24 protein-coding genes and 3 pseudogenes are annotated in these 26881 nt (G+C 63.0%); 16 read left to right on the forward strand and 11 right to left on the reverse strand.

Annotation, left to right across the window (positions count from 1 at the left end):
* Window positions 1-117 (reverse strand): annotated as a pseudogene (locus E2481_RS19155) (RNA-guided endonuclease TnpB family protein); the annotation flags it as partial.
* Between the two features lie 138 nt (window positions 118-255).
* Here E2481_RS19155 and E2481_RS19160 point away from each other — a divergent pair.
* Both E2481_RS19160 and E2481_RS00015 read left to right on the forward strand, forming a co-directional pair.
* Window positions 256-441: pseudogene (locus tag E2481_RS19160) on the forward strand (universal stress protein); the annotation flags it as partial.
* 13 nt (window positions 442-454) lie between these two features.
* Complete coding sequence (locus tag E2481_RS00015) at window positions 455-925, forward strand: universal stress protein (RefSeq protein ID WP_250137686.1); 471 nt, start codon at window positions 455-457, stop codon at window positions 923-925.
* 184 nt (window positions 926-1109) lie between these two features.
* On the opposite strand, the gene E2481_RS00020 is transcribed toward E2481_RS00015, so the two are convergent.
* The 3 genes and pseudogenes from E2481_RS00020 to E2481_RS00030 form a co-directional block, all read right to left on the reverse strand.
* A complete protein-coding gene (locus E2481_RS00020) occupies window positions 1110-1874 on the reverse strand; it encodes a proteasome assembly chaperone family protein (protein ID WP_136715074.1) in 765 nt (254 codons plus the stop codon).
* A 232-nt stretch (window positions 1875-2106) separates the two neighbouring features.
* Window positions 2107-3745 (reverse strand): annotated as a pseudogene (phaC, locus tag E2481_RS19165) (class III poly(R)-hydroxyalkanoic acid synthase subunit PhaC).
* A 248-nt stretch (window positions 3746-3993) separates the two neighbouring features.
* Complete coding sequence (locus E2481_RS00030; RefSeq protein ID WP_136715075.1) at window positions 3994-5853, reverse strand: bacterio-opsin activator domain-containing protein; 1860 nt, start codon at window positions 5851-5853, stop codon at window positions 3994-3996.
* 326 nt (window positions 5854-6179) lie between these two features.
* Here E2481_RS00030 and E2481_RS00035 point away from each other — a divergent pair, with 326 nt between their 5' ends.
* The 8 genes from E2481_RS00035 to E2481_RS18470 all read left to right on the forward strand — a co-directional run bounded on the left by E2481_RS00035 (window position 6180) and on the right by E2481_RS18470 (window position 15247).
* A complete protein-coding gene (locus tag E2481_RS00035) occupies window positions 6180-7205 on the forward strand; it encodes a 4Fe-4S dicluster domain-containing protein (RefSeq protein ID WP_136715076.1) in 1026 nt (341 codons plus the stop codon).
* Between the two features lie 4 nt (window positions 7206-7209).
* On the forward strand, window positions 7210-8481 hold the full coding sequence (nrfD, locus tag E2481_RS00040; protein WP_136715077.1) for an NrfD/PsrC family molybdoenzyme membrane anchor subunit: 1272 nt from the start codon (window positions 7210-7212) through the stop codon (window positions 8479-8481).
* Window positions 8478-11735: a molybdopterin-dependent oxidoreductase gene (locus E2481_RS00045; RefSeq protein WP_136715078.1), complete on the forward strand. Its 3258-nt coding sequence runs from the start codon at window positions 8478-8480 to the stop codon at window positions 11733-11735. Before nrfD ends, E2481_RS00045 begins: the two co-directional genes overlap by 4 nt.
* A 5-nt stretch (window positions 11736-11740) precedes the next feature.
* Complete coding sequence (locus E2481_RS00050) at window positions 11741-12487, forward strand: TorD/DmsD family molecular chaperone (protein ID WP_250137688.1); 747 nt, start codon at window positions 11741-11743, stop codon at window positions 12485-12487.
* Window positions 12488-12503: 16 nt separating this feature from the next.
* Entirely contained in the window at window positions 12504-13583 is a 1080-nt protein-coding gene (locus E2481_RS00055; protein ID WP_284070453.1) for an Mrp/NBP35 family ATP-binding protein, read from the forward strand.
* 11 nt (window positions 13584-13594) lie between these two features.
* Window positions 13595-14281, forward strand: a complete 687-nt coding sequence (gene mobA / locus E2481_RS00060; protein ID WP_169302337.1) for a molybdenum cofactor guanylyltransferase — start codon at window positions 13595-13597, stop codon at window positions 14279-14281.
* Between the two features lie 167 nt (window positions 14282-14448).
* The gene (locus tag E2481_RS18845) at window positions 14449-14844 is read left to right on the forward strand and encodes a VanZ family protein (protein WP_256867874.1); all 396 of its coding nucleotides are present in this window, start codon (window positions 14449-14451) and stop codon (window positions 14842-14844) included.
* Window positions 14845-15097: 253 nt separating this feature from the next.
* The gene (locus E2481_RS18470; protein ID WP_169302338.1) at window positions 15098-15247 is read left to right on the forward strand and encodes a DUF7557 family protein; all 150 of its coding nucleotides are present in this window, start codon (window positions 15098-15100) and stop codon (window positions 15245-15247) included.
* 378 nt (window positions 15248-15625) lie between these two features.
* Here E2481_RS18470 and E2481_RS00070 read toward each other — a convergent pair whose 3' ends face one another.
* Entirely contained in the window at window positions 15626-18352 is a 2727-nt protein-coding gene (locus E2481_RS00070; protein WP_136715081.1) for a cation-translocating P-type ATPase, read from the reverse strand.
* Between the two features lie 404 nt (window positions 18353-18756).
* Between E2481_RS00070 and E2481_RS00075 the strand changes: the two genes are divergently transcribed.
* Complete coding sequence (locus E2481_RS00075; protein WP_136715082.1) at window positions 18757-18993, forward strand: hypothetical protein; 237 nt, start codon at window positions 18757-18759, stop codon at window positions 18991-18993.
* A gap of 137 nt (window positions 18994-19130) precedes the next feature.
* Here E2481_RS00075 and E2481_RS00080 read toward each other — a convergent pair whose 3' ends face one another.
* A complete protein-coding gene (locus E2481_RS00080) occupies window positions 19131-19571 on the reverse strand; it encodes an RNA-binding protein (protein WP_136715083.1) in 441 nt (146 codons plus the stop codon).
* A gap of 9 nt (window positions 19572-19580) precedes the next feature.
* A complete protein-coding gene (locus E2481_RS00085) occupies window positions 19581-19781 on the reverse strand; it encodes a DUF1918 domain-containing protein (RefSeq protein WP_136715084.1) in 201 nt (66 codons plus the stop codon).
* Window positions 19782-20066: 285 nt separating this feature from the next.
* Here E2481_RS00085 and E2481_RS00090 point away from each other — a divergent pair, with 285 nt between their 5' ends.
* The gene (locus tag E2481_RS00090) at window positions 20067-20633 is read left to right on the forward strand and encodes an NUDIX hydrolase (RefSeq protein ID WP_136715904.1); all 567 of its coding nucleotides are present in this window, start codon (window positions 20067-20069) and stop codon (window positions 20631-20633) included.
* Window positions 20634-20722: 89 nt separating this feature from the next.
* The gene (locus E2481_RS00095; protein WP_136715085.1) at window positions 20723-21202 is read left to right on the forward strand and encodes a hypothetical protein; all 480 of its coding nucleotides are present in this window, start codon (window positions 20723-20725) and stop codon (window positions 21200-21202) included.
* Here the strand turns inward: E2481_RS00095 and E2481_RS00100 are convergent.
* The 3 genes from E2481_RS00100 to pyrB all read right to left on the reverse strand — a co-directional run bounded on the left by E2481_RS00100 (window position 21199) and on the right by pyrB (window position 23635).
* The gene (locus E2481_RS00100; protein WP_136715086.1) at window positions 21199-22023 is read right to left on the reverse strand and encodes a hypothetical protein; all 825 of its coding nucleotides are present in this window, start codon (window positions 22021-22023) and stop codon (window positions 21199-21201) included. The two genes, E2481_RS00095 and E2481_RS00100, sit on opposite strands and share 4 nt — an antisense overlap.
* A 236-nt stretch (window positions 22024-22259) precedes the next feature.
* Window positions 22260-22724, reverse strand: a complete 465-nt coding sequence (pyrI, locus tag E2481_RS00105; RefSeq protein WP_136715087.1) for an aspartate carbamoyltransferase regulatory subunit — start codon at window positions 22722-22724, stop codon at window positions 22260-22262.
* The gene (gene pyrB / locus E2481_RS00110; protein WP_136715088.1) at window positions 22721-23635 is read right to left on the reverse strand and encodes an aspartate carbamoyltransferase; all 915 of its coding nucleotides are present in this window, start codon (window positions 23633-23635) and stop codon (window positions 22721-22723) included. The genes pyrI and pyrB overlap by 4 nt, the downstream gene beginning before the upstream one ends.
* Before the next feature lie 178 nt (window positions 23636-23813).
* Here pyrB and E2481_RS00115 point away from each other — a divergent pair, with 178 nt between their 5' ends.
* From E2481_RS00115 to E2481_RS00125, 3 genes are read left to right on the forward strand one after another with little or no spacing between them, the layout of a single operon-like run.
* The gene (locus E2481_RS00115; protein WP_136715089.1) at window positions 23814-25196 is read left to right on the forward strand and encodes a right-handed parallel beta-helix repeat-containing protein; all 1383 of its coding nucleotides are present in this window, start codon (window positions 23814-23816) and stop codon (window positions 25194-25196) included.
* Window positions 25197-25252: 56 nt separating this feature from the next.
* Window positions 25253-25909 (forward strand): MinD/ParA family ATP-binding protein, encoded by a 657-nt coding sequence (locus E2481_RS00120; RefSeq protein WP_136715090.1) that lies wholly within the window; start codon window positions 25253-25255, stop codon window positions 25907-25909.
* A 29-nt stretch (window positions 25910-25938) separates the two neighbouring features.
* Complete coding sequence (locus E2481_RS00125; protein ID WP_136715091.1) at window positions 25939-26568, forward strand: RAD55 family ATPase; 630 nt, start codon at window positions 25939-25941, stop codon at window positions 26566-26568.
* Window positions 26569-26606: 38 nt separating this feature from the next.
* Here the strand turns inward: E2481_RS00125 and E2481_RS00130 are convergent, their stop codons facing one another.
* Entirely contained in the window at window positions 26607-26762 is a 156-nt protein-coding gene (locus E2481_RS00130; RefSeq protein WP_136715092.1) for a rubrerythrin-like domain-containing protein, read from the reverse strand.
* Window positions 26763-26881 lie beyond the last annotated feature (119 nt).

A 26881-nucleotide genomic window follows, 5' to 3' on the forward strand; every position in this document is an offset into this window, starting at 1 on the left:
ACAGAACTCGGCAGCACGATTCGCGCAGTAGAGGAACTGTCGCGCAGATTCGTGGAGGTCGTCGCGCCGCTCGTCGGGAACGACGAGTTTGACCGGCGCAGTTCGACGCACCTCCATATTTCAGATTATCATCTGATGGTTTTTATAACCTTGGGGGTCGGGTAGCTACCGTCGTGCGGTTTCGTCGTCGGTTGTCGGTTTCCTCTCCGACCTACTCGCTCGCTACACTCGCTCCTTGAGGTCGGAGGCTCCACCTCGTATTATGCTGAACTCCGCTATGGCGACCCGGTCGAACAACTCACCAAGTACGCGAGCTCAGCGGATGCGGACACGCTCTTCGTCGGCCATCACGGCCACTTGGAACACGCCGAGCGGTTTCTCGGCAGTGTCGCCAAGGGGGTCGTCGAACGCGGAGAGATTCCCGTCACTGTCGTCCAGTGAGTGGTCAGGAGATATGTCGACTGGTGGAGTAGCATATGATGATAAGGCCAGTGCCATCGAACGACAAGACATGGCTGGAATAGTGCTTGCCACCGACGGGAGTGAGTACGCAGAGAAGGCGGGTGCACAGGCCATCGAACTCGCAGCCGACCGCGACGTGCCATTACATGTCCTCTGTGTCGTCGACCGCCGTGAGTTCGATGAGACAGCTCTTAGCTCCGGGGAACTGGCCTGTATCCAGGCCGAAGACCGCGGGCACGAATGTGTCGCAACCGTAGCCGACGAGGCTGAAGCAACAGGGCTGGATGTCACAACGACCGTCTGCCACGGGATCCCCGAAGATGATATCGTCGAGTACGCTGACGAAATCGAAGCTGACACTATCGTTATCGGTCAACACGGGGACCACACCGTCCATCTCGGTGGTGTCGGGCGACGGATCGAAGACAACAGTACCCGAGAAACGATGGTCGTCTCTTCCTGAGTGGCCAGTACGGGCGGAAAGGGACGCCCCACTGGCTGTGTTTCTGGCAGCCGACGCCCCGTCGCATATACCTGGAGCGAATCTCTCCGTCGATGGGAGATGGACTGCGCACTAACGGACGCTCCGGCAGCATTCCCAGCAGCCGACGTGTTTCCCGGTGGCTACCAGGAGTCGTCGACGGTGCCTACTGAAACATACTCGGGCCGGTCGGCCCCTGCTCCGTGTCGGATTCCTCTTGAGCGACGCGGCGATATTGCTGGGCGACCTGCTGAAGCTGGTCGCGTATCTCTTCTGCCTGTTCGTCCAGTTCGCTCGTATCGATATCGAAGTCGACCAGCGGTTCCAGGGCGTTCTCGATGACTGCTTTTGCGGCACTGGGGTCCGGAATGTACGGATTCGCCCGGACGACGAGGCCAGCTGCCGACACCCCGCTGTGATAACACTCGTTGATCAGCGTCCCAGTGATACCACCAATGGCACCCTGGCCCGACGCCAGTTCGATATTCGCGTCGGTCAACCGCTTTGCCATCTCGTTATCAGTGGCGACGCCGACGACCTCGCCGATCTGGGACTCTGACTGGGCTGGCATCCCCGCGAGGAAGATGGCTCGCTCGAATTCCGCCGCCAGGTCGTCGAGCACAACCTGCGAAAGTGGTCGAGCGGCGGTCGGTGGGATCGGCACGTCACTCTGGAGCGTCAGCAGGTCAGGATCAGTGCCCGAATACACACGGAAGGTATCCTGAATATGCCCGTCTCTGAACGAGGCGACCGACGGGAGTCCTTCTGACCTGAGCCTGCCGTGATGGCTGAGTTGTAGTTGCTTGCGTATCTGCTCGACGGCAATCGAAGCGACGAGTCCGTGCCCGGGGAGCCCTTCGATGAGCGTCGGTGTCTCTGCTTCGAGGTCTGTCAAACGGTCGAATCTAACGGACGGCTCTGAGTTAGTCATGGGTGGTCTACGGAGAGCTGACGCGTTTTCCCGAGCACCGCTGTGGCTGTGACTCGGGGGTAGCAGCGGGTGCTTTGACTGTCTGTTCCGCACAGACCCATCCACCTGCGGTCGCTAAAAACAGGGGGTCGGAACCACTGTTTCCCGGAAGACCGGCAAGCCGACGATGGTACTCGTCACGCCGATGGTGAGTATCGAGACGATGCCGCGCGTATCGATGACCGGTTCGTACTCACCGATTGATACCCTCCAACGCCTGCGCTTCATCAGTCCACTCACGCACCAGTTCCTCACTGACCTGTATTTGCTCGGCGACTGCCGTCGGGTCGGCGGTGGCGAGTGCCGTTAGCGAATCGATACCAGCGTTGCGAAGTTTCTCGGCATACGTTGGACCGACCCCGTCGATATCGGTGAGATCGTACGCTGTCGCGATTGCCTCACCCGTGATGGCGTCTACGACTTCGGATCTAATGGCCTCGCCAACATTTTCGAGGACAGTCTCCTCAGTACGCCCATCCGTATCAACTGTAACAGTAATCTCGGTATCTGCCGTCTCGACGCTGATTTCTACATCAAGCGCGTCTTCGATGAACTGCTCGATGGCCGCCGGTGAATCCGCAACGAGTGCTCTGGCAATGTCACCGCTCTCGTCGGCGATCCCAATCTCGATCTCGTCCGCTTCTCCGGTGGTCAAATCTGTCTCGATATCGACGCCGAGTGCCTGCTCGGCACCTTCACCGATGACATCGGCCAGTGTGGGATGTGGAATCTGTTCACGGAACCAGTGGGCGACCTCCGGCCACACGTCCCGATGCGCGTTTGCCGACATCGCGAGTCCGACGTGCCCGGTCGGGTACTCGATGGTCGTCACCTCGTCACTCCCGACGAGATCGTTGAACGGTTTGCTCGCTGCAGGGGGGACGAGATGGTCGTACTGGGCGAGAATCTGCAGCACTGGCATATCGATGGCCGTGATATCAACGTGTTCCTCACCGATGGTCAGGTCGTTCTCACAGAGTCGGTTGTCCTGATAGATTTTTTTCGAGGAATTCCACGTAGGTAGCGCCAGCCACGTCGACGCTGTCGGAGAGCCACGTCTCCATCCGTGCGAAATTCCGGACGAAATCCGCGTTTTCGAGCCGGTCGTACAACTGAACGTATTTCGAGACGTAATTCGCCACGGGGTCCATCAACGCGAATCCCACATCGAGGAATTCGCCGGGAACGTTCCCGAACGTCTCGGTCACGGCTGCCGGGTCGTAGTAGTCGGCGTCGCCCCATCGTTCGAGAACGCCACCAGTCTCATCGAAGTACAGTCCAGTGGCCATGAGTCCGAGTGCGTTGACAGTCTCGGGATGCAGTGCGGTGTACATGACCGACAAAGTGCCACCCATACAGTAGCCGAGGATGTTGAGACTGTCCTGGTCTGTGCGCTCTCGGACCTCGTCGACACAGTTCAGGAGATAGCGATTGACGTAATCGTCGAGCGTGAGGTGCTGGTCGAGTCGCGATGGCTCGTTCCACTTGACGAGATACACGTCGTGACCGGCTTCGAGTAACCGACGTACCACCGACCGGTCCGGCTGGAGATCCAGAATATACGGTCGATTGATGAGTGCATACACGATGAGAATCGGCACGTCGTGTTGCCTGTCGGTTACTGGCTCGTATCGGTGGAGTTCCAGTTTGTTCTCCGTGTAGACAACCTCGCTCGGCGTCTCGCCAACTCCGACGGACAGAGCATCTGTCAACCGGTCATCCGCGATGGCTGCTCGCTGCATCGCTTCGGTTCCGACCTCGAGAGTCGTCTGCTGAGCCTCCAGGCCCATCTCCAGCGGCGTCTGCAGTCGAGGTTGGTCGTCCGAGGACATGCACGCTAGTTCCACAATTTTGCAGTTGAAACCCAGTGTCCATGTCTCGAAACGTCTCTCCTGCCGAGGGACGTGGTGTCCACCTCCGAGGGCCAGTAGTCGATATAGCAGCCGGAACAATGCGTAGCAGCCACAGAGTTCTACTGACAGTCCCAGAACGCGGAGCGTTCCGGTGTGTGCGTATCGCAGAGCTTGCGAACGGGTATACGGCGGGGATTCCCTCGCTGTCGATGGTGGACCTGGGGAGCTTACTTGGCCAGTTCCAGTCGATTCGTCACTGTCTCGCCGAACAGTGCCTCGAAGAGTTTCTTCTCGGCAGCCCGCAGGTGTTGCGTGAACGTCGTCTGTGAGATGTCCATCATCGCTGCGACTTCCTCGCCGCTGTGTTCGCGTGGCCAATCGAAAAAGCCTGCAAAGTACGCAGTCTGTGCAGCCTCTCGCTGGCGATCAGTCAGTGAGGAGTCCAGTGTCGCCCGGAATGCAGCCTCCGTCTGGACGTCTCGCTCCCGTTCGCGCTGGGCGACCAGATCCAACTCTTCGTAAATCGTCCCGAGTGTGTCGACGACGGTGCGGATGTCGTTCGAACTGGCGACCTGCGCGACCAGCCGCCCGCTATCGCCGGAGAGGGACAGCGATTCGATGCTGCCACCGTACTCTGCCAGCGTCGCGACGATCGAATCATCATCGACGACGAACCGAAACAGGGTACAGTCGTCATGGTTGCAGACGTGCTGGACGGTATCGATGTGGGCGGCTTCGGTCGCATAGTCGCGGACTGCTTCGGGGTCGCTCTCCGCGACAGTGACGTACTGGATGCGTTTGCCGTCGCCGTCGGCAGCGATGTGTTCCAACTCGACCGTACAGTCCAGCGCTGCCGCGAGGTCGGCGAGTGGCTCGCTGATGCCGGACAACTGGAATTCGAGTTCGGTCACGCTATCGGAGGCGAGCGTCTGCTTGCTCTCGACCGCACTGATCGCGTCCGCGACGGTTCGGCCGAGTTCCGTGAAGATTTCCTGCTCGATGAGGTCGAACGCGTCCGTGTCGCTGGTCATGACGACGAGAACGCCGTACTCGGCACCGCGGTACGCAAGCGGCACGACGACGACGTTCGCATCCCTGGACCCGTCGACTCCCGACGTATTGATGGTGGTAAAGACCGGGTCCTGGCCGTCCAGTGCCTCGTCGACCGGCGTCGGCGTGGTGGCACACAACGTCTCGATGTGCTCGTCGAGCGTGGCAGCGTCAGTCCCGGCCCACGAGCGGGGGCTGACCGCATCGTCGACGAGGCCGCGACTGCCGATCCAGGCCACGTCAAAGATGGCCTCGCTGGCGAACTGCTCACAGACCGCTCGTTCTATCTCGTCTCGTGTGGATGCGGACACGAGTTCCCGGTTGATGTCCCGGAGCACCTCGTTGGTATTGTTCAGCAGCTCTAGCCGCTCGTTCTGGTCTTCGATGCGGACCTCGCGTTGTTTCCGGTCGGTGATATCGCGCTCGACGGCGACGTAGCGTTCGATCCCTCCCTCGTCGTCGGTGATCGGGGCGATGGTGGTATCAACCCAGTAGCGTTCGCCGGACTTTCGCTGATTCGTCAGCTCCCCGACCCAGACCGCGCCGGAACTGATCTGTTCCCAGAGGTCCCTATAGAACTCATCGTCGTGTTTCCCGGATTGCCACAGCCGCGGGTTCTCCCCGATCACCTCCTCGCGGTCGTAGCCCGTGACCGACTCGACGGCTGGATTCGCGTACTCGATAGTGCCGTCCGGATCGGTGAGGAAGATGGCGTGACCAGCATGTTCGATGGCCTTCCTGAACCCTCGAAGACGGTCGTTTGCCCTCTGGAGTTGCGTCTTGATATTCGCTTCCTCGTCGACGTACGTCGAGAGGTAGTACACCGTCAGTATCGCGAATACGCTCACGATCAGGCCGGGTAGTTCTTCCAGCCCCGAACTGGCAGTTTGCATCGTGAGTCCCTGGCGCAGTGTCATGAAAGAGAGCAGAAGCGTCAGGAAGCCGAATCGGCGGTCGCGGGTGCGAGAGAGCAACACCAGCGAGTAGCCCACACCGAGCAGTCGCAGCCCGACCGACACCAGAATGATCCAGTTCATGTACTCTCGGCCTGGGGTGCTGTCCGACCACGCGGCTGTCTCCCGACAGTAATCTCTGTGACCTGACTCGAAAAGCGCATAACAAGGGGTTGACTGTGCGTTCGGATAAATATCAGTATTCAGATCTGCGGCGGCGTGCGCGCCAAACTCGGCGTCACCCCCTCCACCAAACAGTATTGGTACCGGGATTATACGGAGCTAATCACTCGATTATCGACTCAAACAGTATTGGTACAACGCTCTCCACGGGTGTCTGCGTACATCTACGTGTATGAACAGTAGCACTGACTGGTCGGTTGTGGGCCAACCAACGACGGGTGGTGACGATGAGTAGCACAGACGACGGAGAGACGCTTCCGGGTGTTCCGAACGTCGGCACGGACGACCTCGACGCGATGGTCGATCAAGAACAGGTGGACCCGCGCGATGAGCTGGCGGACGTTGACGCGGACACGGACCTCGGAATCGCGATGGCCGAGGACGCAAAGCGCGTTTCCCGCGGCGAGCTTTCGGGCGAGGACTACTGGAGCAAGTACGACGAGGCTGCCAACACGGAGTTTGGCGAAGCGTATCGCAAGACGCCGAACCCATCGGTACAGAGCGGTGACCAGACGATCGATGCGGACGTCGCCGAGGACCTCAGTTGCACCGTCGGGTCGATGGAGTCCGTCGCGGTGGAACTGGCTGAAGCGGAGTCAGCGACCGACGACACGAGCAGCGACAAAACCTGGGGGATGGTCATCGACCTGCAGAAGTGCGTCGGTTGTGACTCCTGTACAGTCGCCTGCAAGGCGGAGAACCGAACGCCACCGGGCGTGTCCTACAACGTCGTGATGGAGGAGGAACACGGCGAGTTCCCGAACGTCACGCGCACGAACGTACCGCGCCCGTGCATGCAGTGTGAGAACCCGCCCTGTGTGCAGGTGTGTCCGGTGTCAGCGACGTACAAGCTCGACAACGGCGTCGTCAACATCGACTACGACCGCTGTATCGGCTGTCGATACTGTATCATCGCCTGCCCGTACGGCGCACGCTACTTCGACTTCGGCGAGAACTACGACGACGAGGTCGAGGAGGCGGGCGAGGTGACCAGTCCGGAGTACGGTGTCGACCGCGGCAAGCGAGAAGACGGGAAATCTCCGGTCGGGAACGTGCGCAAGTGTAGTTTCTGTACGCATCGCCTGGAACGCGGCGAGGAACCGGCCTGCGTCGAAACCTGCGTCGGGGACGCCCGTAACATGGGCGATCTCGACGACTCCGATAGCGAGGTGTCGAAGATGGCCGACTCCTCGCGGGCGTTCCAGCTCAAAGAGAGCGAGGGGACGGACCCCAACGTGTACTACCTCAAATAGGACAATGGCAACTAACTCCTCACTGTTCGAGTTCGATCCGGGCTTCGAGAACGGGCGCTTACGACTTGCCTGGTACGCCTTCATCGGCGCGCTCCTCGTGGGCGGTGGCTACGCGATGTGGCTCCGCATCACCCAGGGGATGGCGAGTACCAACCTCACGAGCATCGTGCCGTGGGGCGCGTGGGTCGCCTTCTACATCTACTTCGTGGGCCTGTCCGCGGGGGCGTTCCTCGTGAGCACGATGGCGAACGTCTTCGAGATGGAGGGGATGCATCGAATCGACCGCGATGCACTGTTCGCGGCCATCATTAGCATGGCCGTCGCCCTGCTGTTCGTCTGGGTCGACCTCGGTCGCATGGACCGGATGTACTTCCCCTTTGTGTGGCGACAGCTGACGTCCGCACTCTCCTGGGAAGTCCACGCGTACGTGGCCTACATCGCCATCCTCGTCACGGAACTGTACTTCTCGATGCGTATCGACCTGGCGCGTCTCGCCGACCGCCTGGACGGGTTTCGTGGCAGTCTGTACAAACTGCTGGCGCTTGGCCGACTCGATACGAGCGAGGCCTCCCAGGCGTTCGACCAGCGCTGGCTCAAGCGAGCCGGTATTCTCGGAATCCCGCTGGCGATCTTCATGGTGCACGGTGGGACGGGCGTGCTGTTCGCAGTCTCGAAAGCCCGTCCGTACTGGAACAGCGGCCTGTTCCCGGTTATCTTCATCATCTCGGCGCTGCTGAGCGGGACGGCGCTAGTGATGGTGCTGTACGTGCTCCGGACGCGTCTGTTCGACGGCAATAGCGTCGACCGGGACTTGCTGGACCGACTTGCGCAACTACTGATCGGCTTCATCGTCATCGATGCGGCGCTTACGGCCATCGAGGCGCTGATCGCGTTCGCCAGTCTGCACCCGCACGAAGTCGAAACCTGGCAGGTTGTGCTGTTCGGCGAGATGTCGTGGTCGTTCTGGTGGTTCATGGTCGGGTTCAGTTGGGTGTTCCCATTGGTGTTGCTCACCAAGCGGTCCTGGCGACGGAGTCCGTGGGTAATGGTGCCCGCGGGGCTGAGCGTCGTCATCGGCATCATCGCTGTCCGATTCAATATCGTCGTCCCCGCCCAGATTCTCCCGGTTATGGAGGGCCTTCCCCACGGGTCGTACTTCCCGTCGCTGGTCGAGTGGGGGACGAGTATCGGCATCGTCGCAGTCGGATTACTGCTGTACACGCTCGGTGCGGAAACGCTACCATTGACGCCGCTTTCCGGAGGTGACCACGAATGAGTACTGACGACAACAGCGAAGACGGTGCGTCGGTTTCGCGCCGCGACTTCGTCAAGGCAGTCGGGAGCATCGGTGCCGTCGCAGGTGCCAGTAGCGCCGCGGTCAACATGGACCTGGATGGGCTGTGGACGGACGCGAACCAACACTACGTCGGCGACGACTACGGGGAGTACGGTGCCAGTGACGTGATCCACACCACCTGCGGGCAGTGCAACACGTTCTGTCCCATCAAGGTGCGACTCGACGACGGCAGTGGCACCGGTGAGTACAGTTCGCTCGTCCGCAAACTCGCGGGCAACCCGTACTCGTTTCTGAACACCCAACCGTTCGCACAGGTCCCCTACGAGAGCGACCCCGAAGACGTCGCGATGGGCGACGTCGACGGCAGCGGCGACGTCGACGCCGACCGCTGGTCGCTGTCCGGCGGGCGCATCTGCCTGAAGGGACAGGCGGGCATCCAGACGGCCTTCGACAGCTACCGTGTCCGCAAACCGATGAAGCGGGTCGGCTCTCGCGGCTCCGGCGAGTGGCGCACCATCTCCTGGGAGCAGGCCATCGAGGAAATCGTCGAGGGTGACGACGAACTCGGCCATCCCGGAATTCGGGAGCTGTGGGCGCACGCGCCCCAGGACGAAGTAATGGCCGACTGGGACGCCGTCCAGAGCGGTGAGATGGACAAGTCGACGTTCGACGAGAAGTGGGAAGACAGCCTTATCGACACTGATCACCCCGACCTGGGACCCAAAGCCAACCAGATCGTCGACGTGGGCGGGTTCCGGCGCAACTTCATCCGGACCCGTCTCTGGCACCAGGGACTCGGCTCGATAAACAGCATCCACCACGCTGGCACCTGTGGGTTCTCAAGCGTCATGGGGAACGTTCGGTCACACGACGGCAAGAAGAAGCGCCAGTACCCCGATATAGAGAACTGTGAGTATCTCATCGTGTGGGGGACCAATCCGATGGTCGCCAACAAAGGGCCGACGTGGCTCGCCCCGAAGCTGACCAATGCCATCGAGGACGGGATGCGCATGGATGTGGTCGACCCGCGGCTCTCGAAGACCGCCGAGAAGGCTGACACGTGGGTCCCGGTCGAACCCGGCGCGGACGGTGCGCTCGCGCTGGGAATGGCTCGCTGGATCATCGAACACGATCGCCACGATATCGAGTACCTCCAGAACCCGTCGGAGTCGTCCGCGAGTGCCGACGACGAGCCGACCTGGAGCGATGCGTCCCATCTCGTCCTCGTCGACGAGGAGACCGGCCCGAAAGCCAGAGCAGCGGACCTCGACCTCGTCCCATCGAACGCCGACAACGCCGACGACTTCGTGGTGGTCGACGCCGAATCGGGCGAGCCGCGACCCGCCAGTGACGTCGACACCGCCGTCCTCGACGTGGAAATCACTGTCAATGGGCGGCGCGTCGAGAGCGCGTGGAGCCAGTACCGCGACCGCGTGTACGAATACACGCTGGACGAGTACGCTGACATGGCTGGCATCCCTGTGGAGCAGATCGCGAATGTCGCGGACGAGTTCACCAGCCACGGCAAGCAGGCGGCGATCATGGCGTACCGCGGCCCGGCGAAACACACCAACGGCTTCTACAACACGCGGGCCATCGCCACGCTCCAGCACCTGATCGGCAACTACGACTGGAAAGGCGGGCAGATAACGCCCTACGCGGGGTATAACACCATGTCCGGCCGGTACGAACTCGGACAGGTCCCGGACGGGCACTCCCCGTGGGGGATTCCACTACTGCGCGGTGGCATCAACTACGAGGACACCTCGCTGTTCGAGCGCGATGACGGCTACCCGGCCAAGCGGCCGTGGTTCCCCGTCGCGCCGCCGCAGGCCGCCCAGGAGATCTACGGCAGCGCTGCCGACGAGTACCCCTACGGCGTCGAGGCGCTGTTCATCCGCCCGTACTCGAACAACCACGTAATGGGGGTCGCTGGCGGCGACCAGATCCCGGCCATCCTGCAGGACACCGACACCATTCCGCTGGTCGTTGCCTCCGACACCGTCATCGGCGAGACGAGCAAGCATGCCGATTACATCCTGCCGGAGCCGACCTACCTCGAACGGTGGGAGAACTTCGGGACGTACCCGAACAAGCGGTTGGCCGACGAAAAGATCAGCCAGCCAGCGGTCTCGGTCGTCCCCAACGCTCGGCCGTTCGAGAACGTGCTCATCGACATGTGGAAACGGCTGGACCTGCCCGGCGTGGGCGACGAGTCGATCCCCGACGCCGACGGCGACCTGTTCCCGCTCGACCAGGCCGAGGACTTCTACCTGAAGTTGGCGGCGAACATCGCCTACGACCGCGACCCCGTTCCGGACGCCAGCCAGGACGAGTTGCAGGTGTTCAAGGAGAGCCACGAGAAGGGACTGGGCGAGCAGTTCGACCTCGACCGCTGGCAGGCGGCGGTTACGGACGAGGAGTGGCCGAAGGTCGTCACAGTATTGAATCGCGGCGGCCGGTTCGAGGAACCGGTCGACGATTACGCGAGCGACTTCGAGGAAAAGGGCCACGAGTACGACTTCGCTGGCCGACGTGACGACACGAACGCCTACGACGGGGACCATATGCGCTACAAGCTCGGCTCGCGCGTGGACTTCTACAGCGAAGTTGTGCCCAACGGAAAACACTCCTACACCGGCGAACGATTCGACCCGCTCCCGCGTGTCGACGACGTCGAACACTACGATGGGACCGTCCAGGCAGCCGTGAGCGGGGAGGAAAACCGCGACAGGCCGCTGCGGCTCATCAACTGGAAGCCTCGTACCCAGGGGATGCACCGCACGCAGAACAGCCCGTGGCTGCGTGAAACCCGCCCGGAGAACCCCTTGTGGATGAACCCACAGGACGCGGAAGAGCGCGGTATCGAGAACGGCGACGAGATCGCCATCGACGCCGGTCGACGGACTGTCGATGGAATCGCGATGGTCACGAGCGGCATCCGTCCCGGCGTCGTCGGCGCGATGTGGGGATGGGGTCGCACTGGCGACGGTGCGGAGTCCGAGACTGTCGACGGCCAAACCCGCGGTCCGGTCGAAGCGGATGGCCACACCCCCTACCAGTTCGACGAGCCGATGGCGGATGAGGCGGGACTGGCGAAAGGCCGTGACGCTGGCTTCGCGATCAACCACATCCAGCCGCTGGACGGGGAACTCGGCGACACCGGGCTCTCGGACCTCGTCGGTGGGAGCAACGCACAGTACGACGCCTTCGTCGACGTGGAGCGGCGGTGATTCCCGTGGCAGAAACCGACGAAGAGCACGGAACGCCGACGACAGCCGCCCGGGACGACCCGGACCCAGTCACGATGGCCCGGGCGCGAAGCCGCGTGTACGACCTGCTGGCAGCGACCTTCGACGGCGAGATGGGGCGGCTCGTGTCGGCGCTCGACGATGCGGTGTTCGTCAGTCTCGCCGAGGTGTTGCCGATCAGTATCGAGACTGGTGATCTGGAGACGGCCGAGACGGATGAGCGGGCGCTTGGGATCGGATACGACAATCTGTTCGTCGTTCCCGGTTCCCATTACGTGCCGCCGTTTGCCTCGGCCCATGCGATCGATCCGAGCGAGGAGTTCGAGTCCGACTCGCCGTACCACTCGGCCGGCGAGGCAGGCGAACTGCTCGGCGATCCAGCGGCCGACATCGCGCACCTGTACGACGCTGCCAGCTTCGAACCGGAGCGGGGTGACGACATCCCCGACCACCTGGCTGCGGTGTTCGAGTTCATGGCCGCGCTCTGTGAGCATGAGGCAGCGATACTGGAAGAAGCCGACCCGGACGCCGAGGCGCTTACCAGCGTCCGCGAGTTGCAGGCGCTGACGCTCTCGCACCTGGGCTGGCTCGACCAGTTCGAGGCGGCCGTCGCCGCCGAGGACACTGTCGAAGGCGTCTTCGCGGCACTCGCGCGGATCGCCCGGACGTTCACCGCCTGGGACGCCCGTGACGGCGTGCAGGCAGACGGTACGACCCCCGACAAATCACCCTGAAGAGCTACTGATTCCAATGTCATCCAACGAAATTTCCGAAGCTGACCTGCGTGATCGCCTGCGCGCCGTCGCGGACCCGGCGCTCGAACTAGATATCGTCGCCGCCGGTCTCGTCAGGGACCTCTCTATCGAGGGCGGGACCGCACACGTGGAACTCGCGCTCGGTGCGCCCTACGCGCCGGACGAGTCCGACATCGCGGATCGCATCCGCGAGGTCGTCGACGAGACTGGACTCGACGCGGAACTCTCTGCCAGCGTCCCGTTGTTCGAGGAGGCCGAAGCGTCCGTGTTGCCCGGCGTCCGAAACGTGATTGCCGTCGCGTCGGGCAAAGGCGGCGTCGGCAAGAGCACCGTCGCCGTCAACCTCGCCGCCGGGCTTGCCGATCGCGGTGCCGATGTGGGTCTGTTCGATGCTGACGTGTACGGCCCCAACGTGCCGCGGATGCTCGGCGTCGACGACGACCCTGAAGTGACGACCGTCGACGGGAAAGATCGCATCGAACCGCCGACTGCCCACGGGCTGGAGTTCATGAGTGTCGGACTGATGATCGAGGACGACGATCCGGTCGTCTGGCGCGGCCCGGTCGCACAGAACACGCTCAGCGACCTCTTTACCGACGTCTCCTGGGGGCACCTCGACTACCTGATTATCGACCTGCCGCCTGGCACCGGCGACGTGCAGTTGACTGTCCTGCAACAACTGCCCATCACAGGCACGGTCGTCGTCACGACACCCCAGTCGGTCGCTGTCGACGACACACGCCGTGGCGTGGAGATGTTCGCGGAGTACCAGACGAACGTACTGGGTGTCGTCGAGAACATGAGCGGGTTCGTCTGTCCGGACTGCGGGGGCGAACACGACATCTTCGGCGACGAGGGCGGCCAGTTGCTTGCCGACGCGGTCGATGTCCCGTTCCTCGGTTCGCTTCCGCTCGATCCGTCGATCCGGGCCGGTGCCGACGGCGGTGAGCCGATCGTCCAGGGCGATACCGGTGAGGCGGCTGGCGCCTTTCAGGACCTGGCGGCGAACGTGGCTAACAAAGTCGGTGTTCTGCGCCGTCACCACAGACAGCAGACGGCCGCTGACAGCGACTGAGGATGACTGGTATGCACAGCGACGAGACGCCCACGGACCTGCGCGCGGTCGTGCTCGCCGGGGGACACAGCCGCCGGTTCGGGGAACCGAACAAAGCCCTGGCACAGGCCCACGGTCGGTCTGTAGTAAGTCGTGTCACAGCGGCAGTCCGATCAGTTGGTGACGCGCCGTCGCTCATCGCGGTCCAGTCCGAGCGCCAGCAAGCGAGGCTCGACGCAGCCATCGACCAGCCCGTGGAGTACGTTCGCGATGCCCCGGATTTGACTGGACCACTCGCCGGACTCGTTGCGGCCGCTCGCACGGCTCAGACGGACCGACTCGCCGTCGTCGGGTGTGACATGCCGCTGCTCGTCGGGGGAGTGCTCCGCTGGCTCGCTCGCCAGTCGTCGACCGCCGATGCTGTTCTCCCGGTCGATAGCGAGGGAAAGGGCCAGCCAGTCCACGCGATTTATCGAACGGACGCGATCACGGGCTGTGAGTCATCAGTGGGATCGATGCGTGCCTTTGTCGACGATCTCGACGTATATCCGGTGCCCGTCGAGACAACTCCGGCGTCAGTGCCGCTCTCGCGGTCGCTGACGAACGTAAACACCCAGGCCGATCTCACGGCAGTCCGGCGGCGGTGGCAACGGTTGGACTGTGACCGCTCGCGACTGGGTAGCGGGACAGTCGGTACAGACACCCGCAGTGAGGGGTGACACTGACGCGGTCAGCGACTGACAGTTCTCCACACGGCTACAGCCGTGGGGTTGGGCCACTGGAAAATAGCAGTGATAAAACAGAGCGTCACGATGCACCGTCCGTCAGAAGTATCGGCTCCCGGACAGGGACGAAATGTCAAGTGCTCGGCAGCCGGATGTGTGCTATGGCATCCTCCCTTTGTCCGCCCGAGTCACGGTGGACGACCGTCGGACTGGTGACGTTGGTACTAGTACTCGGATCAGTGCTGCCGTCACCACTTGGCCGTCATCCGGAGTTCAGTCGCGTCGGGCCTGACAAGGCACTCCATTTTCTGGGCCACGCCAGTTTGGCTGTGACGCTCACTGACGCGCTTGCCGCTGACGGGATCGACCGTATCGGCGCGACAGCGGTTGCAGTCAGCGGTTCGACGGCGCTCGGTCTGGGACTCGGATTCCTCCAGCAATTCGTCCCTGGTCGGGTCCCCGAGCGCGCGGATCTGGTTGCCGGAATCCTCGGGTCAGTCTGTGGTTGCGTCGGCTGGTTGTTCCTGTCCGGGAACTATCGGGAAACCAGCCAGTAGCTTCCAGTCGAAACCGCGTAGCTACTCCCGCGACCACCTATCATCAGTCTGTCTTTTGGAAGCGCGCTCACAGCTCCATTCGTCCACGGTGGTGTCGCTGTTCGGCGTCAGTGCTGTCGACGATCCCTCCGCCGAGTCTCGGCGAAGAGAAAGCCGCAGCCGCCGTATAATTCCTACCAAGCGGGAATTGGTGACGGGTTATTTGATTCGTCGTCACGTAGTACCACCCGGCGGCGATGCCGCCACATTGGCCATGCCATACACACTCGAAATCAGCGACGATCTCAGAGATCGACTGGACGACCACCTCGAAGAGGACGAGACATACGAGGAGTTCATCGCCGAACTGGTCTCCATGTACGAGACAGACGGAGCCTTCCTTCAGGAAGGCTATTCCGAGTGAGCGGGCTCTGGAACTGACCCGGGAGCGGCCATCCCTGCCCCCGCCGCTCGGACAGTGGTAGATTCTTCTGCCCTATCCCGTGCCCTGAGTGTCTGCCTGTTGGGTCGCAGCTCGGACCGCCCGTTGGATTGTCGACCGTCTGGACACTGGCACCCGGCGCGTTCTGTTCGACGCCCAGTATTCCCTGTTCGTATTGCTATCCGCTTGCGTTCCCGTCTCCTTGCCGACGATGATGTTCCCGGTAACCGAGTCGCCAGCGCCATTCTCCCACTCCGTCTTCAGACCTCGACAGTCGCGTTCGACGTGGCGCAGCGTCAGTACGGTAGCCCGGTCTATCTGTCAGTGGTCGGGACCCGAATCCGGGCGTTGCAATGCGTGTTATCTGTCGCCGTCCTGACCGCTGTTGGAAGCGCGCCGTCGCCAGTACAGTTTGTGCATCTCGATCGCGACGCCGACAGTGAGGGCGATGGCTCCCAGAGCCACCCACAGTCTCGGGTCGACGGGGGCTGATTCGAGAACTCGCTGTGCCGGTGGGTAGTACATCGCGCCGACGTGAATCAGGAAGGCAGCGAGCGTCCCCGTCAGCAAAATCGGACTCCGGAGTGGAGAGAGTCGGAGCATCGATATCGTCTCCGAGCGGGCGTTGCCGATGTTGACGATCTCGAAGAGGACGAACAGCAGCAAGACGTGATTGCGTACTGCCGTCTCCGAGAGCCCACTGTCGAGGAGCCACGAAAATGTGAGAAACCCAAACACACCCATCGCCAGGGCTGCGACGACGGTGCGCTCTCCCATGAGTCGGTTGAAGATGCGTTCGTCCGGGTCGCGTGGTGGCCGGTCCAGGACATCGTTTTCCTCCGGCTCGAAGGCGAGGGCGACGTCCTGAACACCGTTCGTCACGAGATTCAGCCAGAGAATCTGGACCGGGGCGAGCGGGAGCGGCATTCCAGCAGCGAGTGCCAGCAACACGAGTAACACCTCGCCTGCGCCAGTCGAGACGAGGAGATAGATCACCTTGCGGATGTTGTCGTAGGCGATTCGGCCCTGTCTGATGCCCGCGACGATGGTCGCGAAGTTGTCGTCACTGATGATCAACTCCGCAGCATCCCTGGCAACGTCGGTCCCCGATTCGCCCATGGCGATACCGATGTTGGCCTGACGCAACGCGGGGGCATCGTTGACGCCATCGCCCGTGACGGCGACGAAGTGTCCGGTTTCCCTGGCTGCCTCGACGATGTCGAGTTTCTGCGAGGGGGACACCCGGGCGAAGACACGAGTCGTCCGAACCCGCTCCCGGAGCTCGTCGTCGGGGACGTCTGCCAGATCAGCACCAGTCACCACGTCGTCGTCTTCCTCGGCCAGCCCGAGGTCCCGAGCGATGGCCAGCGCTGTTTCCGGGTGGTCACCCGTCACCATGGTGACGCCGATACCCGCAGCCTTCGCGGATGCGATCGCCTCCGCGACCCCCTCACGAAGCGGGTCGATCATGCCGACGAATCCAAGAAAGGTCAGGCCGGCTGGTTCCGTCGGCGGCTCCTCGGAGTTGTATGGGGCATCAAGCACCCCTGCTGCGACCGCGAGCACGCGATAGCCGTCTTCAGCGAGGTCGGTCGCGTCGTTCAGGAGCCGGTCAGTCGACTCCTGCGAACCGGTAGCTCCTCCATCGCACATTTCGAGGACGCGCTCGGGAGCACCCTTGACGTACACCTCGATGGTCTCGTCGTCAGGCCCGCGATGGTAGGTTGCGGCGAATCGCTGCTCGGACTCGAAGGGGATCTCGTCCACTTGCGGTCGCTCGGCCAGTGCAGTTTCTCGGGTGATTCCGGCTTTCCGACTGAACGACAGGAGCGCGATGTCGGTCGGATCACCTCGCCAGGTCCACTCGCCGTCCCGATGGTGCAGTGTGCCCTCGTTACAGAGGGCTGCAGCCCTGGCGAGACGTTCGACGGCATCACCGGGAACGGCACCATCCCGTCGGACCGCACCATCCGGTTCGTAGCCCTCGCCGGTGACGTCGAGGTCGGTCCCGTCGGGAAGGCGAACCGTTCGCACGGTGAGTTCGTTGGCCGTCAGCGTCCCCGTCTTGTCGGTCGCAATCAGCGTACAGCTCCCCAGTCCCTCGACAGCGACGAGTCGCCTGACGATGACACCGACATCGGCCATGCGACGGCTGGCGACCCCGAGCGCGACCGTCATCCCCACCGGCAGGCCTTCGGGAATCGCCGAGACGGCCAGTGCGACTGCAAAGAGGAACATCTCGACCACGCTATACCCCTGGAAAAATATCCCGACCAGCGCGACGAAGACCGCTGCGACGACGACAGCGATACTGATTAGCTGGGTGAATCGCTCCATCCGGGCGACGAGCGGCGGATTTCCACCCTCGACCGCCGTGACGTCTTCGGCGAGACGGCCGACGGCCGTCTCGGCACCGGTTCCCACCACCACACCGCGACCCCGGCCCCGGGTTACGACAGTACCCGAATAGGCCATGTTCCGGCGGTCACCCAGCGGGTCCGCAGGCGCTCCCTGCCAGTCTTCGTCCTTGGAGACCGATTCGGATTCGCCGGTCAGCGGGGATTCGTCGACTGCGAGTTCGTGCGTCTGCGTGAGCCGGATGTCGGCCGGAACGCGAAATCCCGATTCGAGTAACACGATATCGCCGGGAACGACGTCTTCTCCGTCGATCTCGACAGCGTCCCCGTCGCGGAGAACCGTTGCTCGGGTCCGGATGAGTTCCTGCAAGGCCTGACTGCTTCGCTCGGCCTGCCACTCCTGGAGGCCACCGATAATTGCATTGATGGCGAGAACGGCGACGATGAACCCAGCATCAGTTAGCTCGCCGATAGCGACTGACACGGCGGCGGCGATTGCGAGGATATAGATCAGCGGGCTCTTGAACTGCCGGAGGAGAATCTCCCACCACGTGACCACCTCACCAGCTGGCAGTTCGTTCGGACCGTATTCCGCTCGTCGCCGAGCGGCGTCGGCAGCTGTGAGCCCATCCGGAGCGGAATCACACGTCTCGTAGATCTCCGCAGCGTCACGGGTATGCCAGTGCTCGGTCTCGTTGTCGCCAGTACTCGTAGGTTCCTGTCGTGACATCGGTTCGATCCGTCGTCTAGAGCGGCTCCTCCAGTACCCCACCGATCCAGTCCCTGACCCGCAGTCTACGTCTGTGGGTGCCCAGAGCGGGACCGAGAGACTCCCTGGTCGACTCTCTCTGCCCCCTCACTGGGTGCTTCCACGGCATGGGTGAAAAGAGAGTGGACGTGACGCCAACCAGACAATTGCGGTGACTCGGACCGTCGCTCGGGTACGCCAGTCGACTCGACTGAAAACTGTCGCATCCCCGATGGGTACAGCGTTCTGAGAACAGTGATCCCCTTTTTCGGCTTCAAACAACTGGAAAAACCAGGTGGGACTGTACTGCTCGATTATCTACTGATTGTGAACAGTCCCGCATCCTTATCTGTCGACCGGGTGTTTGACGAGTGAGGCAGTAGTTAATGGGATTCCTCGATTCGTTCGGCGCACTCGTCAGTAGTATCATCGCGGCACTCGTCATGCTGCTCTTTGCGATCCTGAGTTTCTTCATCACGGTGTTCATCGTCCAGGTGGGAGCAGGGTTGGCCGGTTACTCGCCGTCCGGGGACTTCGTCGTCCTCTCGGCTGCGCTCCTGGCAACGGGTGCGATCGTCGCGGGAGCGACCCCGATGTCGAGTCTCAGCGGCGTCGAAGAGTGAACGGTCCGTGAACTCGGTGAACAGGGTGAACCCAGCGGGAGTCACGGTCGACTCTGGTTTCGACGCGACGCGTCTGGGGCCTCTCGATCCGGGGGAACTACGGGGTTGGCGGAGCCGGGACGTGTCGACTCGGTCGTTCAGTCACCGTCGGCGATGAACGCTTCGAGCGCCTCGCGTGCGTTCTCGACGGCGGCCTCCTTGGTCGCGGGATAGGCTTCGACTTTGGCGCGGAACGTGATGCCGTCGCCCAGCCGGACGTCGCCGTTGAACGCGGCTTGCTTGTCGATGCGGAGGAAGAGCGAACAGTTCTCGTCGACCCGCTCGTCGAGTTCGGCGGCCAGTTGGCTGGCGGTGTCGAGGTCGCTCAACCGGCCGAGCACGTGACGCATCTCGTCGGCGCGTTCGACGCGAGCCGAGAGGACGACGATCCGGTCGCCGTGGTGGCCCTCTGACGTCGCCCGCTCGATCTCGATGTCTTCCGGCAGGAACGTCCGCAGTGCCCCTTCGACTCGCTTCTCGTCCTCGGTGGCATAGCAGAACGTCCGGAGGTCGATGTAGTGGAAGGGGACTGACGGCATCGCGAGTCGTTACTCCTCGTCGTCGTCGCCGGACTCGACGAGATCGAGTTGTTCCTCGGAGAGACCGGCTTCCTGTCCGTCCTCGAAGTTGACGGTGTACGTCTCGTCGCCGAACATCGTCTCCATCACCTGCGTGATGGTCCCCTCTTCGCCGTCGTACTCGCTGTGCTCGTCGTGTAAGATGACGCGGTCGTCTTCGTCGAAACTCATACCGTTCGGTACCCCACGATTGCCTAAAAAGGGACTGGTTCGGACCGGCCGAGCCAGTTCCGAACGGCGCCTACCGGCTGGTCGTTCGTTTCCCGTCCTCATCGATTTCGAGTACGCAGCCGAAGGCGGGCGTCTGCCGCGGGATCTGGTGGTGGGACCGGTCGGTGCCCGTGTCGAAGACTTATTGCAGATACACTGCATATATGGACCTATGAATAACGTTACGCCCCCCTGTCACGCCGTTCGGTATCGGTCGTGGACTACCGGTTCCCCGTCGAACCGACGATGACGGCCGTCGATACCCTCTGGTACAAGGCCGACGAAGCCGACCAGCAGGCCGAACGCACCTATCACCAACTCAGCGACGCCCATTCGGGATACCTGGAGTACGAGCGCTCCCGTCGGGTCTCCCGGCCCCGGTTCCGGACGCTCGCCGAACGCATCCGCGAGAACGGACTCCCGTACGGCGCACACACGCTGGTATACCGCGAGTCCGGGCAGTTGCTGCTCGTTCGCCACGAGGGCGTTGGTATGTGGGTCGTCCCCGGCGGTGAGGTCGACGGCGACGAGACGTTCAAAGACGGCGCTCGTCGCGAACTCAAGGAGGAAGCAGGCGTCGAGGCCGATTACGACGGCCTGGCCATCCTGGCGCGCGTGTCCTTCCGAAGCGACGGGTATCAGACCTGGGGCGTCCTTCCCGTCTTCGAGGGACGTGCCCGGACGACCGACCAGACCGTCAGCGACCCGGACGACGAGATCTCCGACGCCCGCTGGTTTACCGACCTCCCCGAGGACACCCGCGACCGCGCGAGACTGCGACGCTGGCGGCGGCAGCGCTTCGGCTCCAGTTGAGGACTGCCCCGATCCCTTTCGATCTCCGGCAGCTTCACCGCTCGTAATAGACGCCAGACACTTTTACCGGAGTCGGGAACCAGCAACCGATGGATCGTTCAACGACTGCGCTCGCAGTTGGGGGGATCGTCGCCGTCGTCGTCGCCGGCGTCGCTGCCGCGTTCGTCTTCGGTGTGGTTCCGACTGGTGGGGACGGCGCACCGCCGCTGAACGAGAGCACCGACGGCAACGAAACGCAGGCCTTCGCGTTCGACGTCAATCGGACGGAAAAATGCGGCAAGCAGTGTCGGGAGATGACCGTCACCGTTGCGAACACCGACGACGTGGCCGTCGAGAACGTCACGCTCGATTTCGAGGTGTACGCCGGGGGATCGGACCCGGTCTGGGAGGGTGCCGAACAGGTCGACACGCTGGAATCGGGGTCGTCGGAATCGATGACGATCACGATCCGCGTCGACGAGGACGGATACGAGCAGATCCGCTCGAACTTCGGGACGGTGACGCTGCAGACGACCGTCGAGAACGGCAACGTCACGAACCGCTTCGAGGACGAGCGAAACGTCGCCTAGCTGCCGTACTCTTTGCCCTCGCGCCGGTCGGCGTTCAGCCGCCGCAGCGTCGCGCGGGCGTTGCTCGCGTCGTAGCCGAACAGCACTGTCTCGCTGTACTCGCCGGCCACCTCGGCCGCGTCGATGAGGTTGTCGATGTCGACGTCGACCGCGTACAGTTCGATGCTGAAGGGCGTGTCGAGCGCGGACTCGAACCCTTTGGCCAGGATTTCGAGCCAGTAGGTCGTCGAGTAGGCCATGTCGTACAGCGGGACGACGAACTCGTCGACGTACTCCGAGAGCGCATCGAGGTCCAACCCGGCCCGTTCGTAGACGTGTCCGGGGTACGGGTCCGGGTAGAGCGTTAGATACAGGTCGCCGGGGACGCGCTCGCGGGCCTCCCGGACGAACTCGGTGATGACGTGGGCGCGCCAGGCCTGCCAGTCGTCGAACTCGCTGTCGGCGAACCGCTGTTCACAGCGGTCGCAGTGACAGTACTCCTCGCGAGGGAAGCCCACGTCGTCGAGGCGAACGTCCTCCGTGACCTCGACGACGTCTTCGAGGATTTCGAGCAGCCCCTCTCGATAGTCGTCGTGGTTGGGGCAGACGTAGGCCCAGTCGAAGTACTGGCGCTCGCGGGTCGCCAGTTCGCCCTCGTCGCTTATGGGGATGATGTCCGAGTTCGCACCGGCGGCCGCGTTGTCGCCGAAACAGGAGATCATGCTGATGCCGTCCTCGACCGGTTCGGCGGCCCGTCCGGTCACGTCCTTGACTTCGTAGAACGACCGGTCGAACTCACCCCAGGCCAACTCTTCTTCGTTGCGCGTGACGACGCCGTACATGCCACGGGCTAGGCGAGCAGAAAGGAAAAGGCGTTGGGAAAACCCCCCGCTAGTTGGCGGACGATACCGGACGCCACGTCCGTTATTTCTTGACCGCGAGGCGGTAGACGAGGACGATGGCGACCAGGGCGGCGACGAGTTTGAACTTCTTCGACATTGCGTAACAAAAGTCGGACCCTCGGGCTATAATTGTTCCGGGAATCCGCAAAAACCGGGAGCGACGGCGCGAGCGACAGTCAGTCGACCTGGATGTGGTCGGCGATTCCCTCGCGGATGATCGTGTTACAGTACGCACACCGGACGCCTTCGTCGAGGACGTCGAAGTGGGAGTCGACCGGCTCGCTTTTCGTCGTGATGCAGTTGCGGTTCGGGCATTCGAGGACGCCGACGACCTGCTCGGGCCGTTCGACGCGGTGTTTCTCGATGACGTCGTAATCCCGGACGATGTTGATGGTCGCGGCCGGCGCGATCAGCGAGAGGACGTCGACTTCGTCCTGGCTCAGTTCCCGACCTTCGACCTTGACGATGTCTTTCCGGCCGAGCCGGTCGCTCGGAACGTTCATCCCGACGCTGACCTCCTCGCCGCGGGAGCCGTCGATGCCCAGGATGGCGAGGACGTTCAGCGCCTGGCCGCCCGTGATGTGGTCGATGACCGTCCCCTCCGTGATCTTGCTGACGCGGAGTTCCTCGTCGTCAGTCATGCGTTCCCCTCCAGGATGAGATCGAGCAGCGCCATACGAACCGGGACGCCGTTGTGTGCCTGCTGGAAGTAGTGGGCGTGGGTCGTCTCGTCGACGTCCGCGGCGATCTCGTCGACGCGCGGGAGCGGGTGCATCACGACCAGGTCGTCGCTCGCCGCCTCCAGGGTCTCGGCGTCGATCTGGTACTCGCCGGCGATCTCGCGGTACTCGTTCTCGTCGGGGAACCGCTCGCGCTGGATGCGGGTCACGTACAGCACGTCGAGGCTGGGCAGCACCTCGTCGAGTTCCGTGTGTTCCCGCATCGACGCGCCGGTCTCGTGGAGGTCGTAGCGGACGCTCCGGGGCAACTGGAGGCTTTCGGGACTGATGAAGTGCTGGGTCGCGTCGAACGTCGTCAGCGCGTGTGCCAGCGAGTGGACCGTCCGGCCGTACTTCAGGTCGCCCATGATGCCGACGGTGAGGTCGTCGAAGCCGGCCGACTCCCGGATCGTGTGCAGGTCGAGCAGCGTCTGGGTCGGGTGCTGGCCCGCGCCGTCGCCGGCGTTGATGAGCGGAACGTCGACGAAATCGCTGGCCATCTTCGCGGAGCCTTCCAGCGGGTGGCGCATCACCAGGGCGTCGGCGTATCCCTCGACGACGCGAACGGTGTCCGCGAGACTCTCCCCTTTCTTGACGCTGGACTGATCGACCGGTCCCATGTCGACGATGTCGCCGCCGAGGCGCTTCATGGCCGCGCTGAAACTCATCTTTGTGCGGGTGCTCGGCTCGAAAAAGAGCATCCCGAGCAGTTTGCCGGCGTGCCGGTCGGCCACGGCCGAGGGGTCCGCGGCGATCTCGGCAGCCCGGTCCAGGACGGACTCGATGTCCGCCCTGGAGAGCTGTTTGGCGCTGATGATGTGGTCGTGCCGCATTAGCGGGTACGCCGTGGCGAACCCCCTTGAATCTCTCGACACGGTGGCTACTCTGACGCCGGTGGCTCAATCCGTCACTATCTGTGACACGTACGTACGCTATGTAGTTTACATGATAAACAGCTAACGGGTGCTGTCAACTCGAGTGGGGTGGACGACGCACGTCCATTTGATATCGATGTTCGGATCACGTTCCACGGACGACGCGGACGCGGCGCTCACACGAACGAACGGGTGGACGGTCCCTCGGCGGACGTTCCTCTCGGGTGTGGGAACGGCGGTCGGGATGGGATCGCTCACGGGGAGTGGCCGAGCGGCCCCGAACGGCACCAGCCCGCGAGTACCGGAGGCGACCTACTACGTGTATCGGACGAACGACCGCTACCTCGTGGCGAACAGCCCGATTGCGGGGATCGAATTCAACGAACCGGCCGACAGAAACGCCGAGGCGGCGTTCCAGTACGCCTTCGATAACCTCCCGGAGTCCGGGGGGACTGTCGTCGCCAGTCCCGATACCTTTCGATTCGGGGGCCCTGCGACGCTGGGTACCGGGACGACGCTCGTCGGTTCGGACGGGACGCGGTTCGTCGGATCGACGACCGGCCAGCGCGACGACCCGTTGCCCAGCGATGCACAGGACAACCCGCTGGCGACGGGGCACGACATCGTTCGGCTCCGCGGCGACAACGTCGCTGTCGTGGGGATCGAGTTCGACGCCGACGGTGCTCAACTGGACAACCACGCCGTTCAGGCCGACGGCTGTTCCGGTGTGTACATCGCCAACAACCGGACCCTCAATGGGTTCCAAATGGCACTCTCCTTCACGGGGTGTGACGACGTGACCGTACAGGGCAACGTGGTCGATGGCCCCAACTGGTACGGGATCACCGCCCGCGGTGCCCCGGAGGGGAGCGACATCGACCTCAAACAGTCCACGAACGTCCTCGTGACGTCGAATCGCGTCTCCGACCTGAAGTTCAACAACATCGCGGTGTACAACGTCCGGGACTTCGCCGTCTCCCAGAACGTCGTCTCCGAGGGCGGACACAGCCTCATCGCGTGTTCGCCCTCACAGGGCGGGGCTATCGTCGGGAACGTCTGCCGCGACATCGACCGGTTCGGCGGTGACCCTGGCGGTGAAGCGGGGATCGAGATCGAGTACAAGCGGACGCATATCACCGACGCAGTCGCTGGGACGCCGGCTGAAACGTCGTTCGACATCACGGTCGCCGGCAACCACGTCCGGAACTGCGGCGTCGGCTTCATCTCCCGGACGGTGCCCGCCGACCTGGACGACGTGCGCGTCGACGAGGCCCGCCGGAACAAGCGCCCCTACAGCTTCAGCGTCACCGGGAACACTATCAGCGCGTGTCGGAACGCGGGCATCCGGATCCGCTCGGGCGAGGACGCCGTCCTCGCGACGAACACGCTCCGCCGAAACGGTACCGACCCCGAAAGCGCGGACCTCGTCAACGGAAGCGGTGACGAAGCCGCGAACATTGACGTCAACGCCGAGTACACGGCGGGCATTCAGCGGGACCTGAACGTCGTCCGGAACTGACGGCGCTCGCCGGAGCGACCGAACGTACATGTACGAAGACGGAACCACCCACCGGCATGCTCGCTATCGCCGGTGGCAAAGGCGGCTGCGGGAAGACGACGACGGCCGTCGGTCTGGCGGCAGCACTCGCACGGGAGGGCCAGTCCCCGCTCGTCGCCGACGCCGACCACGAGATGCCCGACCTCCACCTTCGAACGGACGTGCCGCGCCAACCGGGACTCGACGCGGTCGCCGGCGGCGCACGACCTGCGACCATCGCCCACGCCCCGAGCGATCAGCCGGACATCGCCGTCGTACCGGCCGGTATCGGTCCCGATGCCGCCCCGGCCGGGCTCGACCGCCTCGATCAGTGGTCCGGTCCCGTCCTGCTGGACTGCCCGGCCGGTGCGGCCCGGGACGCGGCCGTCCCGTTGCGGGTCGCCGACCGAACCCTCCTCGTCACCAATCCCGAGCCCCAGACGATACGGGACACGGCCAAGACGGCTGCGATGGCGCGCACTCTTGGTGCCCCACCGATCGGCGTGGTCTGGATCGATCGTTCGGTTGCGGGGCGTGCTACCGAAACGACGGTATCGGAGGAGGCCGCGCGGAAACTGTTCGGATGCGGCGTGTGTACACGGGTTCCCGCCGCTAGCGAACCCGTGTTGCAAGTGGAAAACGTTCGTACAGCCTATCAGGCAGCCGCAAGAAAGGTGCGCAAACGGAATATTTAATCTGCTGGATATGCTTGGTTTCGAGTGGCATGGAGAATCGGCTCCGGACCGGGATAGACGTTCTCGACCGGAAACTGAACGGGGGGATCCCGGCCGGGAGTATCGTCGCGTTGTGCGCCTCGCCTGCGAGCCAGGCGGAGCTGTTTCTGTACGAACTGACGGCGACGCGCGGCACGCTGTACCTCTCGCTCGACCGTTCGGAGGAGGCCGTCTCCGACAGCATCAGGAACTCGCCGACCGAAACCGGCGACCCGACGGTCCGACACATTCCCGGCGAGGCACCGCTGGACAACGCGGGGAAACTCGTCTCCGCGCTCCCGGAGACCTCGAACCTCATCATCGATCCGGTCAACGTCCTGGAAACCCAGGAGCCGCCGTCGCGGTTCCGGAACTTCATGAACGACGTACAGAACCACATTTTCAACACGGGGAGTCTGGCGATCCTCCACTGTTTGACCGGCCACGACGTTCCCGGACTCCGGGACTCGACCGAACACTTCGCCGACGTGGTCTTTCAGCTCGAAACCACGACGACCGGCGACGACGTCGAAAACAGGCTCGCCATTCCGAAGTTCCGCGGCGGCCGTGCGCCCGCGGACGTCATCAAACTCGATCTCGTCGAGGAAGTCTCGATCGACACCTCGCGCGACATCGCATAAACCGGAAGGCCCGCCCGGAGCGAAAACCCGCGAAGTCGTTACTCCGGTCGGGGCGTGCTGATGTTCTGCATCATCTCGTGACAGCCCGGGCACGTCGTGACCTTCTCGGCGCTACAGAGCCGCTTGCCACAGGCTGGACACTCGTAGAGTTGTGCATCCTCGTCACAGGGTGCTGGGTCGGCCGGCGTGGGCATGTGAATGAGTACCTAACACACCGGGTTAACTGTTGTGTTACCAATTGGTATCCATCTGTCCAAAACCATCTCCATTTGGCAGAACTGCAGTTAAAACCGGACGTATGTCAAAAAAGACC

The sequence above is a fragment of the Halorientalis salina genome, assembly GCF_005049285.1.
Classification (GTDB): domain Archaea; phylum Halobacteriota; class Halobacteria; order Halobacteriales; family Haloarculaceae; genus Halorientalis; species Halorientalis salina.

Coding starts and splice junctions, on each gene's coding strand:
- E2481_RS00090 (WP_136715904.1), top strand. CDS start 20,067: ATGACGGCCGTCGATACCCTCTGGTACAAGGCCGACGAAGCCGACCAG.
- E2481_RS00075 (WP_136715082.1), top strand. CDS start 18,757: ATGGGATTCCTCGATTCGTTCGGCGCACTCGTCAGTAGTATCATCGCG.
- E2481_RS00045 (WP_136715078.1), top strand. CDS start 8,478: ATGAGTACTGACGACAACAGCGAAGACGGTGCGTCGGTTTCGCGCCGC.
- E2481_RS00035 (WP_136715076.1), top strand. CDS start 6,180: ATGAGTAGCACAGACGACGGAGAGACGCTTCCGGGTGTTCCGAACGTC.
- E2481_RS00115 (WP_136715089.1), top strand. CDS start 23,814: ATGTTCGGATCACGTTCCACGGACGACGCGGACGCGGCGCTCACACGA.
- pyrI (WP_136715087.1), bottom strand. CDS start 22,724: ATGACTGACGACGAGGAACTCCGCGTCAGCAAGATCACGGAGGGGACG.
- E2481_RS00120 (WP_136715090.1), top strand. CDS start 25,253: ATGCTCGCTATCGCCGGTGGCAAAGGCGGCTGCGGGAAGACGACGACG.
- E2481_RS00080 (WP_136715083.1), bottom strand. CDS start 19,571: ATGCCGTCAGTCCCCTTCCACTACATCGACCTCCGGACGTTCTGCTAT.
- E2481_RS00020 (WP_136715074.1), bottom strand. CDS start 1,874: ATGACTAACTCAGAGCCGTCCGTTAGATTCGACCGTTTGACAGACCTC.
- E2481_RS18470 (WP_169302338.1), top strand. CDS start 15,098: ATGCCATACACACTCGAAATCAGCGACGATCTCAGAGATCGACTGGAC.
- nrfD (WP_136715077.1), top strand. CDS start 7,210: ATGGCAACTAACTCCTCACTGTTCGAGTTCGATCCGGGCTTCGAGAAC.
- mobA (WP_169302337.1), top strand. CDS start 13,595: ATGCACAGCGACGAGACGCCCACGGACCTGCGCGCGGTCGTGCTCGCC.
- E2481_RS00070 (WP_136715081.1), bottom strand. CDS start 18,352: ATGTCACGACAGGAACCTACGAGTACTGGCGACAACGAGACCGAGCAC.
- E2481_RS00055 (WP_284070453.1), top strand. CDS start 12,504: ATGTCATCCAACGAAATTTCCGAAGCTGACCTGCGTGATCGCCTGCGC.
- E2481_RS00030 (WP_136715075.1), bottom strand. CDS start 5,853: ATGAACTGGATCATTCTGGTGTCGGTCGGGCTGCGACTGCTCGGTGTG.
- E2481_RS00015 (WP_250137686.1), top strand. CDS start 455: ATGTCGACTGGTGGAGTAGCATATGATGATAAGGCCAGTGCCATCGAA.
- E2481_RS00125 (WP_136715091.1), top strand. CDS start 25,939: ATGGAGAATCGGCTCCGGACCGGGATAGACGTTCTCGACCGGAAACTG.
- E2481_RS00095 (WP_136715085.1), top strand. CDS start 20,723: ATGGATCGTTCAACGACTGCGCTCGCAGTTGGGGGGATCGTCGCCGTC.
- pyrB (WP_136715088.1), bottom strand. CDS start 23,635: ATGCGGCACGACCACATCATCAGCGCCAAACAGCTCTCCAGGGCGGAC.
- E2481_RS00100 (WP_136715086.1), bottom strand. CDS start 22,023: ATGTACGGCGTCGTCACGCGCAACGAAGAAGAGTTGGCCTGGGGTGAG.
- E2481_RS00085 (WP_136715084.1), bottom strand. CDS start 19,781: ATGAGTTTCGACGAAGACGACCGCGTCATCTTACACGACGAGCACAGC.
- E2481_RS00130 (WP_136715092.1), bottom strand. CDS start 26,762: ATGCCCACGCCGGCCGACCCAGCACCCTGTGACGAGGATGCACAACTC.
- E2481_RS18845 (WP_256867874.1), top strand. CDS start 14,449: ATGGCATCCTCCCTTTGTCCGCCCGAGTCACGGTGGACGACCGTCGGA.